Annotated in this window: 16 protein-coding genes; 8 read left to right on the forward strand and 8 right to left on the reverse strand. The window is 61.2% G+C overall.

All coding sequences use genetic code 11. From position 1 onward, the window contains the following. Positions 1-5: 5 nt before the first annotated feature. Positions 6-485, forward strand: a complete 480-nt coding sequence (locus C443_RS06100) for a DUF5797 family protein (protein WP_005534731.1) — start codon at positions 6-8, stop codon at positions 483-485. A gap of 23 nt (positions 486-508) precedes the next feature. Here the strand turns inward: C443_RS06100 and C443_RS06105 are convergent, their stop codons facing one another. From C443_RS06105 to C443_RS06115, 3 genes are all read right to left on the reverse strand, one after another. After that, positions 509-1,555, reverse strand: a complete 1,047-nt coding sequence (locus C443_RS06105) for a DUF5787 family protein (RefSeq protein WP_005534733.1) — start codon at positions 1,553-1,555, stop codon at positions 509-511. Positions 1,556-1,595: 40 nt separating this feature from the next. Further along, positions 1,596-2,261, reverse strand: a complete 666-nt coding sequence (locus tag C443_RS06110; protein WP_311241284.1) for a DUF4013 domain-containing protein — start codon at positions 2,259-2,261, stop codon at positions 1,596-1,598. Between the two features lie 353 nt (positions 2,262-2,614). After that, entirely contained in the window at positions 2,615-3,043 is a 429-nt protein-coding gene (locus C443_RS06115) for a bis(5'-nucleosyl)-tetraphosphatase (RefSeq protein ID WP_005534739.1), read from the reverse strand. A 95-nt stretch (positions 3,044-3,138) separates the two neighbouring features. Between C443_RS06115 and C443_RS06120 the strand changes: the two genes are divergently transcribed. Both C443_RS06120 and C443_RS06125 read left to right on the forward strand, forming a co-directional pair. Beyond that, positions 3,139-3,471: an uS10/mL48 family ribosomal protein gene (locus C443_RS06120; protein WP_005534740.1), complete on the forward strand. Its 333-nt coding sequence runs from the start codon at positions 3,139-3,141 to the stop codon at positions 3,469-3,471. A gap of 63 nt (positions 3,472-3,534) precedes the next feature. After that, positions 3,535-4,806 (forward strand): amidohydrolase, encoded by a 1,272-nt coding sequence (locus C443_RS06125; RefSeq protein WP_005534742.1) that lies wholly within the window; start codon positions 3,535-3,537, stop codon positions 4,804-4,806. Positions 4,807-4,811: 5 nt separating this feature from the next. On the opposite strand, the gene C443_RS06130 is transcribed toward C443_RS06125, so the two are convergent. Further along, complete coding sequence (locus C443_RS06130; RefSeq protein WP_080505457.1) at positions 4,812-5,264, reverse strand: type IV pilin; 453 nt, start codon at positions 5,262-5,264, stop codon at positions 4,812-4,814. 242 nt (positions 5,265-5,506) lie between these two features. Further along, complete coding sequence (locus C443_RS06135) at positions 5,507-6,925, reverse strand: geranylgeranyl reductase family protein (protein WP_005534744.1); 1,419 nt, start codon at positions 6,923-6,925, stop codon at positions 5,507-5,509. Positions 6,926-7,100: 175 nt separating this feature from the next. Between C443_RS06135 and C443_RS06140 the strand changes: the two genes are divergently transcribed. Then, the gene (locus C443_RS06140; RefSeq protein ID WP_005534745.1) at positions 7,101-7,433 is read left to right on the forward strand and encodes a 2Fe-2S iron-sulfur cluster-binding protein; all 333 of its coding nucleotides are present in this window, start codon (positions 7,101-7,103) and stop codon (positions 7,431-7,433) included. Between the two features lie 195 nt (positions 7,434-7,628). Then, positions 7,629-8,231 carry a DUF7110 family protein gene (locus tag C443_RS06145; protein WP_005534746.1) on the forward strand — a complete coding sequence of 201 codons (603 nt, stop codon included), beginning with the start codon at positions 7,629-7,631 and terminating at the stop codon, positions 8,229-8,231. 80 nt (positions 8,232-8,311) lie between these two features. On the opposite strand, the gene C443_RS06150 is transcribed toward C443_RS06145, so the two are convergent. Next, the gene (locus C443_RS06150) at positions 8,312-8,929 is read right to left on the reverse strand and encodes a stage II sporulation protein M (protein ID WP_005534747.1); all 618 of its coding nucleotides are present in this window, start codon (positions 8,927-8,929) and stop codon (positions 8,312-8,314) included. A gap of 136 nt (positions 8,930-9,065) precedes the next feature. Between C443_RS06150 and C443_RS06155 the strand changes: the two genes are divergently transcribed. Then, complete coding sequence (locus C443_RS06155) at positions 9,066-10,043, forward strand: phosphoadenosine phosphosulfate reductase family protein (protein ID WP_005534748.1); 978 nt, start codon at positions 9,066-9,068, stop codon at positions 10,041-10,043. A gap of 690 nt (positions 10,044-10,733) precedes the next feature. Continuing rightward, positions 10,734-11,924: an MFS transporter gene (locus C443_RS06160; protein WP_005534750.1), complete on the forward strand. Its 1,191-nt coding sequence runs from the start codon at positions 10,734-10,736 to the stop codon at positions 11,922-11,924. Here the strand turns inward: C443_RS06160 and C443_RS06165 are convergent, their stop codons facing one another. Beyond that, positions 11,925-13,946: an AMP-binding protein gene (locus C443_RS06165; protein WP_005534752.1), complete on the reverse strand. Its 2,022-nt coding sequence runs from the start codon at positions 13,944-13,946 to the stop codon at positions 11,925-11,927. It abuts the gene before it with no gap. A gap of 147 nt (positions 13,947-14,093) precedes the next feature. Then, entirely contained in the window at positions 14,094-14,963 is an 870-nt protein-coding gene (locus C443_RS06170) for an SDR family oxidoreductase (RefSeq protein ID WP_005534753.1), read from the reverse strand. A 246-nt stretch (positions 14,964-15,209) separates the two neighbouring features. Here C443_RS06170 and C443_RS06175 point away from each other — a divergent pair, with 246 nt between their 5' ends. Next, a complete protein-coding gene (locus C443_RS06175; protein WP_005534755.1) occupies positions 15,210-16,559 on the forward strand; it encodes an ABC transporter substrate-binding protein in 1,350 nt (449 codons plus the stop codon). Position 16,560: the final 1 nt, after the last annotated feature.

Genomic DNA, 16,560 nt, shown 5'->3' on the forward strand with positions numbered 1-16,560 from the left:
GGGCCATGACTCTCTCGGAAGAGGCCCGCGAACGGCTTGCCGACATCGTCGAACTCCAGCCGACGAAAAACGGCGAGCTACAGGAGCGCTGGGACATGGACAGCGGGAGCGAGGTCCACCAGTACCTCGAATCTGAACTCAAGGAGCATTACTACCGCAACGACAACAGTCTCATCTGTGCGACGCCGGAAGCGACGACCCTCATCGACGGGGAGGACTCCGAACGAATACAGACGGTGACGGTCACCCCGCTCCAGCAGGCTATCGTCGACGTGATCGCCGGGCCGGACGAGGAGAGCCAGAGCGTCGTCGCCGTGTTACACGCACTCCGCGAGGTCGGCGAGGACCGCGACACCGACGACGTTCGCTCCGCGCTTCGCAGCCTCGCAGACAAGGGAATCGTGGAGACAGTCGAGAAGACTGTCCCGACGTTTCGACTAGCCGTGCCGCGGGACGAACTGGATATCGAACTGTCCGAGAAGTGAATCCGGACCGCGGTGTCGGTCGGTTACTCCGAAAGTCCCGGCCGCTGTCGTCGTCGCCGCCGCGCTAACAGCCGTTTTATCGCCTTGCCCGGTCCGCCGTCGAGCGGCCAGTCCATCGACCGCCACGTCGGTGGTTCCGGCTCGTAGGACGGGCACTGTCCCCGACACTCCGCCGCTGTCGGCAGACAGTCTTTCGCCGCACAGTGGGGGTACACGCCAGTCTCGTCGGTACTGAGCTGGAAGTGCCTGCAATCAGGGCGCACTGTGTCCGCATAGCCGCGCCACCCACGAGCGTACGCCCGTTCGGCGATGGCGAGACGCCGCTCGTGCTTCCAGTCGGTGTCCACGTACTCGAACCGCGCCGCGCTGGTGTCGTCGTCTGGCCGGTCCAGAATGCGTGTTCCGGGCTCGTCGACCGACAGCGACCGCGGTTGCCAGGCCGTCTCAGCCGTGCCGGGTTCTGGGTCCACCGTCAACACACCGGCGGCTGCTGGCAGGTCCGCCAGCAGGATCGGTTCCACGCGCTCGTCAGTCGTCGCCGTCGCGACCCACACCTCGTCGGCCAGCGACAGCGCGATGTCCCGCTGTAACTGCGGGACGAGATTTCTGGCGGCGCTGGCCGTCAGATCGGGCTTGTTCTCGATGGCGATGACCCGCCGGAACCAGTCCGGATAGGGACGCACCTGACGGATTTCGATCCGATTGCCACGCTTGCGGGTCTCGATGGCATCACGGTCGGCTGCCTCGTGAATCGACTCCCGGACATATCGCCACGGATAGCCCGGATCAGGGAGTGCGTCGCGGTAGTACGTCCAGTCGGCCGGCGCGTTCTGCAGAACGTGTAGGTGGTCTGAATCGAACGACTCTGCCCCGAATTTCGCTCGCTCGCGGAGTCCATCGGGATCGCACTCCAGTACAATCGTGTCCCACCGGCGGTGTTTCGTCCCGAACTGTCTGGCGACCAGCACTGCTGCGTCGTTGGACGGCGACCACTCGCGCTCAGCCCACTGACAGACAGATAGCTCGAAGGCGAACTCGGAGTCCGGGTTGGCTCTACCACTCAATGTCACGTATCTCGAAAAAATAGTCGGCCGCGTAAGAACTGCTGGGTTAGGCTGACGTGGTCGGGCCTGTTACCTGCTTTGCGTTTTTGTTCGTCTGGCTGGCGAATGCCGTTCCGAACATGCGGAAGACGGCGACCTGCCCGTAGTAGGTGACGAACGGAACGAGGACGAGCCCGATGACAGTAACCGCCAGAATATTGCTAATGAGGTTCGTGATGATGCCGACGACAATCGGCATCAGGACTGCGATGAAGTAGTCGCTCGTGAGGACGACATTTTTCAGCAGCGAGAAGTCGAACGCAGCGCCGAGGCTGCCTTCGACCGCCATATTGGCAAGCGCTGCCGGGACAATGTAGTAAACAAGGAACATCACCGGAATCAGAAGGAGGATTGTCATGAGTCCGAAGCCGGCGATGATTCCGCCGCCAGATTCGCCAGCAGCGCCACCCAGTCCGAGGAGGACGCTGCCGATACCGAAGATGGCGACTATGGGTACGATAGAGTACACGAGACCGACGATACTGAACTTGATTCCGTCGATGATGAGCTCGCCCCAGTCGTCCCATGCAGGTGGCTCGGATTCACCGTCGACGGTCGTTCCGATCACACGAAGCAAATAGCCGTTGAACGCGAACACCGGTATCAACAGGAAAAAGAACACCAGCAGTACGCCGCCGATCAACATCTGTGCTATCCAACTGTCGCCTTGCATTGGGTACGATAGTCCGTCTTCTAACATTTTGGATGCCTCTTTGCAAACTGTAATCTTATCCTATTTAAAAATACTGTTAGTATTGGGACAAATACTATTTATATAATATATTACCAGCAGAAACTAACTTAGCAACGGCTGATATCGGAAAAAGAAGCTTAGATTACATATGTAGGTGCTCGGTCGAGTATCCTACCACGAAAAGTGAGGTTAAAATATAATCTTATATGACACTTTAGGGAGTCTGTGTTCCTCGGAGAGTTCTCCCGACTCATCAAGCGAAGGTAGAGCTACCGCTAACCAGAGCGCCTCGTCGGTACGCATGAGTACGGTTGAGTGCCGCCCGCGCTACCCTACTCCTCGTCTTCTCGCTCGTCGAGGAACTCGTCTGCCTGTTCGAGTATCTCGCGGGGGCCGTCCTGCGTGACCGTGTTGATAGCCTGCTCGTAATCGCGCCACTGCAGGTCGCGGTGTTCTGTGGACAGTTCGGCTGACGCTTCGAACGACTTCGCGACGAACAGGTGGACCGTCTTGTGGATGGTGTTGCCGTTCGCCTCGAACACGTAGTCGTAGTCTTCGCGGAACCCGTCTAAAAGCCGGAAATCACCGATACCGGCCTCCTCTTTCACTTCGCGTATGGCGGTCTGCTGGAGTTCTTCCTCGCCCTCGACGCCGCCCTTGGGGAACTCCCAATCGCCGGGTCGGCTCTTGAGCAGGAGGTACTCCCGCCGGCCACGCGTATCGCGAAAGAGGATGGCTCCCGCGCTCGTGGCCTCTATCATTATCGGATTTTATGACACCGCTACTTAAGAGAATATCGGAGACACAACGGAAACAGATGGCCTTTTGTCACTCGCGACTGAGTGTTCGTCTACAGATGCCCTTTGTCACGACGCTTACCTTCACCAGTGGGGACCGACATCGCCTTGAGGACATTGTCACAGAGATCAAAGAGAGCGCTGAGCAGAAGGGGGTCGAACTCAAGGGTCCGCATCCGAAGCAACCACAGGAACTGCGGATTCCACAGTCGAAAACGCTGGGACCGGACGGTGGCCGCTTCGATTCCTGGACCCACACCGTCTACACCCGGACGATAGAGATCGTCGGGTACGAGGAGTTCGCCCGGAACGTTACTCAACGAACCTTCCCGAACGCCATCCACGTCGAGGCCGGCGTGGAACAGCGGACGCAGGTCGGCAGCGGATCGTAGGGACGGGGAGCCGTCGTTCGCGCCTGTGGTTTCTTATAAGTAACTGTGACCCGTTTCGCCGGCATGAACGAAGCCCAGCAGGAGCGGCTCAGGTCTGTCCGGCGCGACCTGCACAGCTATCCCGAACCCGCGTGGCGGGAGTTCTACACCACCAGTCGTATCGTCGACGAAATAGAGCGTATCGGCGTCGATCAGTTGTATACCGGCCAGGATGTCGTTGACGGCGACGCACGGATGGCAGTCCCCGACGACGACGGACTCGAAGACTGGCAACAGAAGGCCCGCGAAGCCGGTGCCCGCGAGGACGTGCTGGAGGCCGCCGCTGGTGGTTTCACCGGTGCGCTGGCCGTACTCGAACGGGGAGAGGGACCGACCGTCGCGCTCAGGGTCGACATCGACGCGCTGCCGATACCAGAGTCGGACAGCGTGGCACATGCCCCGACGACAGCGGAGTTCCGCTCGACGAATGAGGGGTACATGCACGCCTGCGGACACGATGCTCACGCGACGATTGGCCTCGGCGTGCTAGAGGCCGTGAAAGAGAGCGATTTCCGTGGCACGTTCAAAGTCGTCTTCCAGCCAGCAGAGGAGGTCATCGGCGGCGGGAAGGCCGTCGCCGAGAGCGGTCATCTCGATGATGTGGACCACCTGCTGGCGATACATATCGGTCTCGACCATCCGACCGGGGAGATCGTCGCTGGCGTCGGCGGCTTCCTCGCCGTTCGACAGTTCGAGGCGACATTCTCCGGTGAGACAGCGCACGCCGGCGGGCATCCGGCACAGGGACGGGACGCTGTGCAGGCCCTCGCAACCGCTGTCCAGAACCTCCATGCGATTCGCCGGCACGGCGACGGCGCAACGCGTGTCAACGCTGGAGTTGTCGAGGGTGGGACAGCGACGAATATCGTCCCCGGGGAAGCGACACTGGAAGGGGAAGTCCGTGGTGAAACGACCCCGCTCAAGGAATACATGAGCGAGCGGGCGGACACCGTCATGTCGTCGGCCGCAGAGATGCACGACTGTGAAGTCGCTATCGAGACGACCGCAGAAGCGCCGAGTGCGGTAAGCGACGACGCGCTCGCGGATGTGGTGTACGACGCGGCAGACTCGGTTTCCGGCGTTACCAGCCGTCTTCGAACCGACGACCTCGGCGGGAGCGAGGACGCGACGTACCTGATGGACCGCGTCCAAGATCACGGCGGAACGGCGACGTTCGTCGGCATCGGAACCGATCACCCCGGCGGCCACCACACACCGACGTTCGATGTCGATGAGGACTCGCTGGCAATCGGTATCGATGTCATCAGCGAAGCAATCAGCCAACTGAGCAAGTGACGACGCTACGGCGCTTCCCAGCTGGCGAGCTGAATTGATTTGCCGCTATCCGGCGACTTCCAGTTTAGCGTGACCGTGGCGTCAGAAAGGTCCGACGTCTTGGAAAACGTCACCTGCGACCCGGCTGTGATTTCCGAACCAGCCGACGGCGCGCCGCTGAGACTCGAGAGATCGTGCTGTCCGTTGGCGCCTGAAGCCCCGCTAACGGTGATGTACAGATTTCCGGCCTGGATCGAGTCACCGCTCCGGTGCTCAATTGTCAGGGTGTCGGGACCCTCAGAGTCGTAATTGAACGAAAACGCTGCCTGTGGCGCGCTCTGGCCGAGATTCCCGGAACCGAAATCGAGGAAGAACGTCGCTGCTGTCGCCGCCAGCAGCACCGTTATTGCAACCATTAGTATAACTCCCACAACTGGCGAGACTGCACTATCGTCGGATTTGAATCTGCGTGCTAGCATGATTGACCCCCACTTGGGCGACGGTCGACACGCTGTCTCCGTCTCGGTGACCCCCCGGTCGACCGACCCCAGAGTGACTTCATTTTGATATCACGTTGTCGAACAATAAAACTTGTCGTTCAGAATTATAGTTTATGTGTTACTCAACTACTATCCAGACCGAATTCAAAACGCTACATCTGCCCTTAGCGAACTCATGCCAAAAGATCAAAACCAACCGAAAAACGCACCGAGCCGCCGAATCAGTACTTGGGCTCTGCCCCAGTGACTTCGTAGATATCGTCCATAATCGAGTCACGCTCGCGTTGCCAGGACTCGAAGCCGGAACGCTCGCTGGGGTAGGATTCGTAATGATCCAGCAGCCGGTCGGCGGCCTTCTTCGTCTGGTAAAGGTCCCGGATCGTCCCGAGGTGGCCGATGCTCTTGACGGCCATCTTGAGCTTGAGTCCGAGCCCGATGCTGGTCGAGCCGCCGTACAGCGCTTCGGCGAGCTTCTCGCCGGGCAGTGCAGCCAGCAACGCCATCAGATCGTCGACATCGTAGGCAGTGGTGAAGATATTGTACACGTCAAGCGCAGCGTACCGGGCCCCGAAGTGGTCCATCACGCGCTCGTTGTACTCCCAGAGCGCGGCTTCGTCGTCCGTTCGGCCGGACTCGATAGCCTCGATAGCCTGTTCGGCGGCGTAGGTTCCGGCATAGGCTGCACCGGCGATCCCACCGCCGGTCGTCGGATTGACGTGTCCAGCAGCGTCGCCGACGGCCATGAACCCGGGCGCGACGGCCGAGTCGTACGGCCGACGCGTCGGCAGTGCAGCGCCGAGTTTATCCTGTACCTCCGCGCCCTCGAACTCGCTACGGCCCTGAAGATCGCGTTTGAGGTCGTCGACCAGCTCCATCGGCTCCTCGTTCATCTGGAACCCGAGACCGGCGTTGATCTCCGTGTCCGTGCGTGGGAAGTACCAGAGGTACCCGGCAGAGCGCTCGGTCGGCTTGAACACGAGCGCGTCGTCCCACTCGACCGGCTCGTCTACCTCGATAATCTCCCGGTATGCCGAGCAGAACTGCGAGTACTGGACGTTCGTATCGAAGGTCGCGTCCTCGAGGTCGGTTTTGTCCTGCAGGATTGACAGTGCGCCGGCCCCGTCGATGACCATGTCACCCTCGTACGTGACAGGGTCGCCCTTCCGCATGGCTTTCACCCCGGTCACACGGCCACTGTCGTCCTGTCGCACGTCCTGAACGACCGTATCGTAGTGGAACTCCACGCCGCTATCGGATGCACCCTCGATGAGACAGCGACCGTACTCCCAGCGATCGATGACAGCGAGTTCGCCCGGAACGGGAATTTCGAGGACAGTGTCCTCCTGCGGTATCTCGAAGCGGCCGTGGTCGACATCCGTGTTGGTAAAGGCCGGTTCGAGCTGGGACTTCGGAATCGCGTCGGGGAAGTCGCTGGCTCCCTTCAGTGCGTCCCCACAGGCGATGTGGCCGGCTTCCGTCTCGTCCTTTCGCTCTACGACGACGACGTCGTAGCCTGCATCCGCGATAGTCGCGGCGGCGTAACAGCCGGATGTTCCGGCCCCGACGACGACAACGTCCACGGAAACGGTCCGTGCCGTCGCCGACTCTCCGCCGGCGTTGCCGTCCTGGTGTGTGGTCATGCACTCTCGTCCTGCCCGGAGAGAGAAAATTATTCCGCTACGGGTTTCAGACGGACTGCTGGAACAATTTCTCGCGACGGACGGGTGTTTGATGCGGCATCGACGGATAGCAGTCCGTTTCACTCCGGGACAGCGGTGATAAAGAGTTTTGCTGGGGGGTATCAAATGGCCGAGCATGACCGAGCATACGGTGACATTTGTGGAGACGGGTGAGGAGATTACCGTCTCCGAGAAGGAGACGATTCTCTCCCGGTGTATCGAGGAGGGTATCGCTCAGGAGTACTCCTGTCGTGTGGGGATGTGTCTGGCCTGTTCGGCGAAAATCGTCGAGGGGTCGGTCACCCAGCCTGCTGCCCGTGGTCTGACCGATCGGGAGCGAGAGAACTACGCGCTGACTTGCATGGCACGGCCGCAGTCGGACCTCAAACTCGACCGCGGGAAGTACCCACCCAGTATCGAAGGGGAAGTCAGCCCGGAGGACGGCGACCCTGCACCAGCGGACGACTAGTAGCCACTGAATACCCGTAACATATGGCCTACTAGAATATCGCTAAACACCTTTAACATACGCCTGAAAGATTCCCTGATATAGAGCGGTGAAACCGCGAATGAAGGACAGGTCATATAAGCAAGTGGCCCCTAAGGAGTAGTGACTACAGCGTCAGCGGACGGCCTTCGACGACTGAGACACGCTTCCCCAACCATGACCAGCCGCGTATACAGACTTCACTCGACACTTGAACTGCCACTGGAAGACGCCTACGATTTCTTCGAGGATCCGGACCTTCCACCTGAAATCGCTGACATCGACATTACTCGTCGAAATAATACGCTAATCGTCAGCGCCGTCGCCAAGGACGACTCCATGAGCAAGTACACCCCAACGGCCCAACTCAAGGCCAGCGTCACCGAGAACCGGGTGTACGAGGAGGACCCCGACGAGATGGGTCCACCCGGGGCCGCGAGTACCGGAAGCTCTGGCGGTGGCCCCCAGTGGGGCGCACTCGAAGAGGAAGAAGAAGAGATCGAGTCTGAACTCGTCGAATACGCCTGTTTCAAGGGCGACCGCGAGACCGTGCTCCAGAACACCGCACTCCAGTACGCGATGTTCGAGGTCCTGTGTGAGGTCGCGAAAGTCGCAGAAAAAGGCACGTTGACAGCAATTGCGGCGGTCGACGAGGAACTCAAAGCTGTCCGCATCGTCGATGGGGAAGAGCGGCCCGCTGCGATCAACGTTGCAGAGGAACCCCGCGACGGCGAGGAAGAAGAGGGCGTCAACTGGCGCGACAACGAGTTCATCTCGTAACGCGGCCCGCATAGCGTCCAGTCACGGATTCAGTTTTGTCGAGCCGTAGCTCAATAGCGAATAGCAAACGGCTTAGACCGCTACGCCAGCGTGAGGCCCGAGAGATCAGCGTCGGTAAATCGTGACGCGATTTCGATGGTGAGGTTCGCTTCGATGTAGGCAGCAATCACGATTAGCACGGCGGCTGTCGCAAGCAACCATCCCGCTTCTCGGATATCCTGTCCAGTGACCAGTTCCTTCGTACGGCCGCGGATGTACTGTATCGTGCGCCATCCGAACCGCAGTCCAACGGCGGCGACGATGAGCAGTGCGGGAACCTCAATAAGCCCGTGTGGGACGATGAGCGCAGCGACGACGACGGGCGAGACCTGCTTGAGTGCGATACCGACGACAACACCGATAAGCAGTCCGTTCAAGACGAGCGACAGAACCGTCATCGAACCGAGCGAAATCGCACCGAGCGACATCACGAGCAACGCACCGAGGTTGTTAATGGTCAGTGAGACTGTCGTTAGCTCAGCCGGCATAAATGGATTCTCGCCGGTCGTTCCGGGGTTCTGAAGCCACTCTGCGGGGACCTGGCTGCCGAGCCCGTACCCGAGCAGTCCACTGACGATCAGGATCAGCGCGGCTACAGGGACATAGCGCAACAGCCAGCGGTGAAAGAGACGGGCCGGGAGGGTTGGGCGGTCGTCCATACCACACCTTCTGCGCCGGCAGCAAAAAACCCGAGTGACCGGAACGGACGCGGCCGTCATTTTATTTGCCACCGCCTCACACACCTGTCGACCATCCAAAAAGTACTTGGCACTCGTAATTATATCTCATTACACTATGTCCGAATCAGCAGAGTTCCCGGACTATCTGGACGTTGATTACACTGACGGGGAAGGCGAAGACCCCGAAGAGTACCCGACCGTCAACCACAAGATCGAGAAGGCTATCGAGGTCACGAAGACCGGCCTCGAAGAGTACGAGAACCCTGTCGTGATGTGGACTGGCGGCAAGGACTCGACGCTGACGCTGTACTTCGTCAAGGAAGTCGCCGAGCGCTTCGACCTCGAAGTTCCGCCAGTCGTCTTCATCGACCACTACCAGCACTTCGACGAACTCATCGACTTCGTCGAGCACTGGGCCGACGAGTGGGACCTCGATGTCATCTGGGCCCGCAACGAAGACGTGGGCAACTACGTCGACGAGAACGGTCTCGAACCGGGTGACGACATCCCCGTCGACGAACTCTCCGAGCACAACCAGCACCACATCCGGAACATCCTCGAATACGAGGAGGACACGTTCCCGTTCCTGCTGGACACCTACGTCGGTAACCACCTCCTGAAGACGGTGGCGCTCAACGACACTATCGAGGAACACGACGTGGACGGCATCCTGTCGGGCATCCGCTGGGACGAGCAGGAGTCCCGCGCCGACGAGACGTTCTTCTCGCCGCGTCACGACCCGGACATCTACCCGCCGCACGACCGCATCCAGTCGATCCTCCAGTTCGCGGAAGCAGACGTGTGGGAGGCCTTCTGGAACTTCGTCGTCCCGGACACGGTCGAGGGCTACCCGGACGACGGCTACGTCCCACAGGGTCAGGACGACCTCCCCGAGGGCATCGAGAAGGAAGACGTGCCGGTCTCGCCGAAGTACTTCGCTGGATTCCGTTCGCTCGGGAGCGAGGTCAGCACCGACAAGTCCGCCGAGGAGCCCGCCTGGCTGCAGGACATGGCGAACACGACCGAGCGCGCCGGCCGCGCCCAGGACAAGGAAGACCTGATGGAGCGCCTGCGCGACCTCGGCTACATGTAAACGGCCACGGAACGACACCGGTTCCGTATCGCTGTTTCTCTTGCTGTCTCAGTAGCGGCGTTCGCCACACCAGACATAAGTACACAGCCGAATCCGCCTGTCGACCGAAACGGGCGGTCTCCAGTAGCGGAACTCAGAGCCTGCTAACGGCCGGAGTATTGCCACTCCAAGACTTCGACAGAAGTCGATGTAGGCTGCGCCGGCAGCAATCCCTGATGCGGTGTGGTCGGGCGCATAGAGCGGACACGGCTGCCGGTATATGCGTGGCAACGGCTACAAGCGTCGGCCAACGCTCGTTTTAGACCCTTGTTCATCTTTTCTGAATGATGTAATTATCCGTCCCACAAGCTGGTGGATTACAGTCTAAGCCTCGCTACATCCCGTAACCCGGCCGAAAAAGCGCCATAGACAATTGTCGAGAAAAGGTTTAGGTACTGTCGAACACTACCAGTACGTGAATGAGTTCAGATCAGTACAACTGTCCGAACTGCGGGGCGGAATTGAGCTACCAGACGACGAAGCACAACGGCTGTTCGAACTGCGGTTTCGTTCCGCCCCACGGCGCTGAGTAACGCGGATTGGCCGGGTAGCGGACGCGCTGTTCTGTCATCGGTAGTTGTAGTGGTTGACGAGTAGCGTGCCGTATTTTCGTCCGACATCTATTTTTTTCGGCTCGCTGTATGGTTGTCTGTGACGAACCGTACAGACCGGGGCGTTCTCGCGGGCGTTATCTTCGCCGTGTTACTGGCGCAGGTCTTACTGTATCCGGGCGTCGACAGACTCGTCCAGTCGCTGGGTGCGACGACGGACCTGAACGCAAGTATGTGGTTTCTCGCCGCTGAGTTCGGGGCGTTCGTCGTTTTCGCCGGCGTGTGGGGCGTACTCAGTGACGCCACCGGACGGCGTACACCGTACATCGCCGGCGGGGCGGGCGCAGGCGCAGTTCTGTATGCCCTCATCGCGTGGCTTCCCGGAACGGTCTCGCTCCCGTTTATCGGCGTGTTGGTCTTGCGAGTGCTTCAGGGTGGGGCTACGATCGCCGCGTTCTCCCTGGCGATGACGATGCTGATGGACCTCGGCGGCGGCCACGGCAAGAACATGGGAGCGGCAGGAATCGCTATCGGCAGTGGGACGGCGCTTGGTGCGCCACTCGGCGGCCAACTGTACGAAATCCAGACCACGCTCCCGCTGTACGTGGCGAGCACGCTGTCGCTCGTTGTCGCGGTGGCCGCCCTGTTCGTAACCGACCGCGCACCGTCGGACGGGCGATCGGGCCTGGCTGCGACCGTGTCCGGGCTCAAACAGCGGCCGACGCTCGGCGTGCCGTACGCCTTCGGGTTCATCGACCGACTCACTGCGGGGTTTTTCGCACTCGTCGGAACCCTGTATTTCAGGGAGACGTTCGAACTTGGGCCTGGCGAGACCGGGATCATGCTTGCGCTGTTTTTCGCCCCGTTCGCCCTGCTGCAGTATCCTTTCGGCGTGCTTTCTGACCGTATTGGCCGTACTGTTCCTATCGTCCTCGGATCGGTGCTGTACGGACTCACGGTCATGGGCGTCGGGCAGGCTCCGACGGTGGCCATCGCCGGTGCAGGGATGGTACTGACTGGCGTTATCGGCGCACTGATGGCCCCGGCGACGATGGCGCTCGTCTCGGACCTCGCCGGCGAGACGGAGCGCGGCACTGCGATGGCTGGGTTCAACATCTTCGGTAGCGTCGGCTTCCTCGCTGGCATCCTCATCGGAGGGACTGTCGCCGGAGTCTTCGGCTATCCCGTTGCGTTCCTCGTCGCCGGCGGGACGGAAGTCGTTCTGGCGGTGCTGGCGCTGCCCGGACTGTTACGACTTGAGAAGCCCGCCAAGGATGCCGTCGGGAGCTGATTACGACGCTTCGCGGATCTCGTCCAGCGCCGCGGGGTTCTCGATGCTGGACATGTCGCCCAGGTCCTCGCCGCGGTAGACGCCGGCGATGGCCCGGCGGATAATCTTCCCGCTCTGAGTCTTGGGGAACTCGTCGACGAACAATACCTCACGGGGTCGGAACGGCTTGCCGAGTTCCTCACCGACGGCGGCGCGAATGTCCTCCCGGAGGCCGTCGGAGGGTTCGTAGCCGGGTTCCAGCACGGTGTAGAGGACGACGGCGGTGCCGGTGGTGTCGTCAGGCGCACCGACGGCGGCGGCCTGATTGACGGCTCTGTGTTCCATCGCCGCTCCTTCGACCTCCGCCGGCCCGACCTTCCGTCCGGCAACGTTGAGCACGTCGTCGGCCCGGCCGTGGAGGAACCAGAGGCCGTCCTCGTCTTTCTGGGCCCAGTCGCCGTGGTCCCAGATGTCGTCCCAGGTCGACCAGTATTCGTTCAGGTAGCGTTCGTCGCCCGACCAGAGCGACCGGGTCATCGACGGACAAGAGTCCCGAGCGACCAGATAGCCGCGCTCGTGCGTGTCGGCGATGGACTCGCCATCGGAATCGACGATGTCGATGTCCATCCCCAGCCCTGGACCGCCCAGCGTGCAGGGTTTGAGCGACTGGATCGGCATCGGCATGAGGAAACAGCCCATTATCTCGGTCCCGCCCGAGATGTTGATGATGGGACAGTCCTCGTTGCCCACGTGCTCGTAGAACCACTGCCAGCTCTCGGGGTCCCACGGTTCGCCGGTCGAACCCAGCAGTCGCAGGCTGGAGAGGTCGTGGCCCTCAAGCCACTCGTCGCCTTTCTTGCGGAGCGCCCGCACCGCGGTCGGCGAGACGCCGAACGTGGTGATGTCGTGGCGGTCGATCATCTCCCAGAAGCGGTCCGGTTCCGGGTGATCCGGCGCGCCCTCGTACATGAAGACGGTGCCGCCGAAAGCGTGGTTCCCCAGCAGCGTCCACGGCCCCATCATCCAGCCGATGTCGCTCACCCAGAAGAAGCGGTCGCTCGGCTCGTGGTCGAAGCCGAAGTAAATCTCTTTGGCTGCCTGCATAAGCGCGCCAGCGTGTGTGTGGACGATTCCTTTCGGCTTCCCGGTCGTCCCCGAGGAGTACAGCAACATCGACTCCTGATTGCTCGGGAGTTCCTTAGCCGCGTACTCGTCATCAGCAGTCTCTATTGCTTCGTCCCACCACTCGTCGCGACGTGTCCAGCGGATGGTCTCGTCGGGGTCGTCGGCGACGCCAAGGCGGTCGTAGACGACTGTGTGTTCGACCGGTGTCGTCCCGAGTTCCTCGCCGGCCTGCTTGATTGCCTCGTCAGCGCTCCCCTTGAGGTGGACCTCGGAGCCCCGGCGGTAGAAGCCGTCGCCGGTGAAGAGGACAGAACACTCGGCGTCCGCGATACGGGTCGCCGTCGCGTCGACGCCGAATCCGGAGAAGATGGGCACGGCGATCGCGCCGACCTTGAGACAGCCGTACAGTATCGACGCGACTTCGGGGACCATCGGCATGTACAGGCCGACGGTGTCGCCGGTGCCGACGCCGACGGATTCCAGATAGTTCGCTACCTTGCTGGCCTGTCGATTCAGTTCGTGGTACGTAATGTCCCGCACGTCGCCGGGCTCGCCCTCCCAGATGAGCGCGACTGTGTTTCGAGTGGGGCTGTCCCGCGCTGCGTGGCGGTCCAGGACGTTGTGGGCGGCGTTGATAGTCCCACCGGCGTACCAGTCGGTGAACTGCGGCCCCTCACTGTTGTCCCGGACCTGATCGTATGCGTCGAAGAATTCGATGTCGAGGTACTCCGGGAGCAGGTCCCAGAACCACTCGACGCCCGAGTCGGGTTCCTCAGGTAGGTCTGTGGTCGTTCGCTCGATGAGTTCGTCGTAGTTGTCGATGTCGTATTCCTGCATGAACTCCCAGACGTTCGTCGATTCGACGAACGAATGGCTCGGTTCGTGGACGATGGAGTCTACGTGGTTTTGCTCGCTCATTGCGTCAGTGTTCCGTAGTGTTTGTCTGTCTGGTATAAACTGGTACCGCCGTCCGGTACGCGATGCGTCCGTGTGTTTGCCGGGGTGACCCGGTGCCGGTCCGTTCGTGGGTGGCGGAGAAACAGTGTATATCCACACACCACAGTCTCACTCGTAAGTCGTCGTCATGCCGCCGTCGAACAGCAGGTCTCCGCCGTTGAGGTGGTCGGCGTGGGTCGAGAAGCCGAATACGAAGAGGTTCGCCACGTCGATGGGGTCCATCATCTCCTTGACCCGGGCCTGTCCCAGCATCACGTCATCGATGACCTCGTCGACGCTGATGCCCCGTTGCTCGGCGGTGTCGGGAATCTGGTCGACGACCAGCGGCGTCTTGACGTACCCGGTGCTGATAGAGAAGCCGCGGAGGCCGTCACCACCCTCGGCGGCGATAGACTGTGTCAGCCCCCGCAGACCGAACTTCGAGACGTTGTAAGCCACCTTGTCCGAGGTGACGTAGTGGCCGTGGACCGACGCCATGTTTCCGATAGCACCAACGCCGTCGTCAGTCCCGCGGATATGCGGGATGACGCGCTTTGAAAGTGCGAGCGGGGCGCGCAACATCACGTCGTGCATCTGGTCGTACTTCTCCATCGGGAAGTCCTCGATGGCGTCGATGTGCTGGAGACCGGCGATGTTGGCGAGGTAGCGCACGGTGCCATGAGAGGCGGCAGTCTCGACGATGGACTCGATATCCGCGTCGTTAGTGAGGTCACCGGTCACCGTCTCGACGGTTCCATCGAGGTCGAGGTCCGCCGCTGTGTCCGCGACTTCCGCGAGGCCGTCCGCGTCGATATCCGTGGCGACGGCGGTCACCCCGTTGGCGGCCATCGCCAGCGTCGTCGCTCGGCCGATACCCGACCCGCCGCCGGTCACCAGACAGACGGTGTCGCTCGTGTAGTGGTCGTCGCCGACGAACAGGATCGAAGACTCGTCGATCGGCTCGACTTCGAGCCGTTCGTGAGAGGTGCTGGATGCCATTCAGTCACACGTTCTCCAGTCATCTCCGAATAGGGGCGGGTTGACATGTATACCCGACTGGCTGCTGTGACGCGCCCGCAGTCCGGCCCGAGAACGCTGTTCCGTCATCTCACCGGCGTCGTGGTTTACGTGTAAACCTCCCGTTATTCGTGGGTTACGTCGGAAGACTTAGTCATCCCTGTGAGCGTGGCACACACCGCGTGACCAGCCTCCTCGGACTCGTCCGGGGCGTATTGGGACACACCTATGAAACGAACGACAACGGACCATGACAGCGAAGGTATCGGCAGGCGACAACTGCTCTCCGCCGTCGGCGGCTCAGCCGTCGCCGCAGCGCTCGCTGGCTGCTCGACGCTGCTGAGCGACGGCGAGGCGGCGGACCAGGGTGGGCAGTCCGGTGGCGAAATTTCTGACGAACCGATACAGGCCGGGCTGTTGACCTTCACACGGGGCGCACCGGGCGTACTCGGAATACAGGCCCAGCGTGGGGCCGAACTCGCAGTCCAGCGCATCAACGACGCGGGCGGTATCGGCGGGCAACGCGAGATCGAACTGGACGTGGTCAACGAGGGGTCGAACCCGCTTGACAGCTACAACCAGTTCATTGAGGAAGAAAAAGAGGTCACCTTCGGCCCGATCTCCAGTGGCACGCACAGCCAGATCGCTCCCGAGGTCGAAAAAAACGAGGTCATCAACGTCAGTACCGACGGAACGGTGACGACGCTCTATGAGGAGACGGTCCCCGACCCGACCTACTCCTTCCGCTTCCAGAACTACGACATCATGGAGGTGGTGACGATGGCCCGGGAGGCCGTCGAGCGGATCGGCGCTGACAACATCTCGACTGTCGCCGGGGTCAACCCCGGCTACTCCTTCGGCGAGGACGAGATGCGGGTGTTCACACAGGCCATTCAGAAACTCACTGACGCCGAAATCGTCTACGAGGGGTTCCCGGAACTCGGGGCCAGCGACATGGCAAACCACATCACGTCGATCAACAACGAGGAACCGGACGTGACATTCTCCAGCCTGTGGGGCGGCGACGTGACGACGTTCGTTAGACAGGCCAACGCCAACGACATGTTCGAGAACACGACAGTGTTCGGCACGACGCTGTACAGCGCGGCCGGCGATGTGCCGGGCGATGCACTGGCCGGGACGGACATCTACTCCGGGTCGCGGAACTACTACTGGGGCCTGCCGGCGCTCGGCAACTGGCAGCCCGGCCGCGAGTTGTTCGACGCCGCAACACAGCAGGAGAGCGTGACCGTCCCAACGGCACACTATATGAGCGGGTATGGAGCCGTCACTGCCTGGGCGACGGCCGTCGAGAAGGCCATCGACCTGCTTGGCACCTACCCAAGTCAGGAGCAAATCGCGCAGGTTTTGGAAGGGCACGGCTTCTTCACGCCGGCCGGCTACCACAACATCGCCGAGGACCATCAGGGAGCGTCGAACTCATTCGCCGGGCAGATGGTGTACGACGACGACCTCGGCGCGGCCAGACTTGAGGACGTGAACACTTACGCCGCCACCGAGACGGCACCGCCGCCAGGTGTCACCGGCAGCGACTGGCTGGATAGCTGGAGCGCCTGAT

The organism is Haloarcula argentinensis DSM 12282 (genome assembly GCA_000336895.1).
GTDB lineage: Archaea > Halobacteriota > Halobacteria > Halobacteriales > Haloarculaceae > Haloarcula > Haloarcula argentinensis.

What these genes read in the sequence shown, in the direction of transcription:
- C443_RS06100 (WP_005534731.1), top strand. Translation starts at nt 6, where the DNA reads ATGACTCTCTCGGAAGAGGCCCGCGAACGGCTTGCCGACATCGTCGAA.
- C443_RS06110 (WP_311241284.1), bottom strand. Translation starts at nt 2,261, where the DNA reads ATGCAAGGCGACAGTTGGATAGCACAGATGTTGATCGGCGGCGTACTG.
- C443_RS06115 (WP_005534739.1), bottom strand. Translation starts at nt 3,043, where the DNA reads ATGATAGAGGCCACGAGCGCGGGAGCCATCCTCTTTCGCGATACGCGT.
- C443_RS06120 (WP_005534740.1), top strand. Translation starts at nt 3,139, where the DNA reads ATGCCCTTTGTCACGACGCTTACCTTCACCAGTGGGGACCGACATCGC.
- C443_RS06125 (WP_005534742.1), top strand. Translation starts at nt 3,535, where the DNA reads ATGAACGAAGCCCAGCAGGAGCGGCTCAGGTCTGTCCGGCGCGACCTG.
- C443_RS06130 (WP_080505457.1), bottom strand. Translation starts at nt 5,264, where the DNA reads ATGCTAGCACGCAGATTCAAATCCGACGATAGTGCAGTCTCGCCAGTT.
- C443_RS06135 (WP_005534744.1), bottom strand. Translation starts at nt 6,925, where the DNA reads ATGACCACACACCAGGACGGCAACGCCGGCGGAGAGTCGGCGACGGCA.
- C443_RS06140 (WP_005534745.1), top strand. Translation starts at nt 7,101, where the DNA reads ATGACCGAGCATACGGTGACATTTGTGGAGACGGGTGAGGAGATTACC.
- C443_RS06145 (WP_005534746.1), top strand. Translation starts at nt 7,629, where the DNA reads ATGACCAGCCGCGTATACAGACTTCACTCGACACTTGAACTGCCACTG.
- C443_RS06150 (WP_005534747.1), bottom strand. Translation starts at nt 8,929, where the DNA reads ATGGACGACCGCCCAACCCTCCCGGCCCGTCTCTTTCACCGCTGGCTG.
- C443_RS06155 (WP_005534748.1), top strand. Translation starts at nt 9,066, where the DNA reads ATGTCCGAATCAGCAGAGTTCCCGGACTATCTGGACGTTGATTACACT.
- C443_RS06165 (WP_005534752.1), bottom strand. Translation starts at nt 13,946, where the DNA reads ATGAGCGAGCAAAACCACGTAGACTCCATCGTCCACGAACCGAGCCAT.
- C443_RS06170 (WP_005534753.1), bottom strand. Translation starts at nt 14,963, where the DNA reads ATGGCATCCAGCACCTCTCACGAACGGCTCGAAGTCGAGCCGATCGAC.
- C443_RS06175 (WP_005534755.1), top strand. Translation starts at nt 15,210, where the DNA reads ATGAAACGAACGACAACGGACCATGACAGCGAAGGTATCGGCAGGCGA.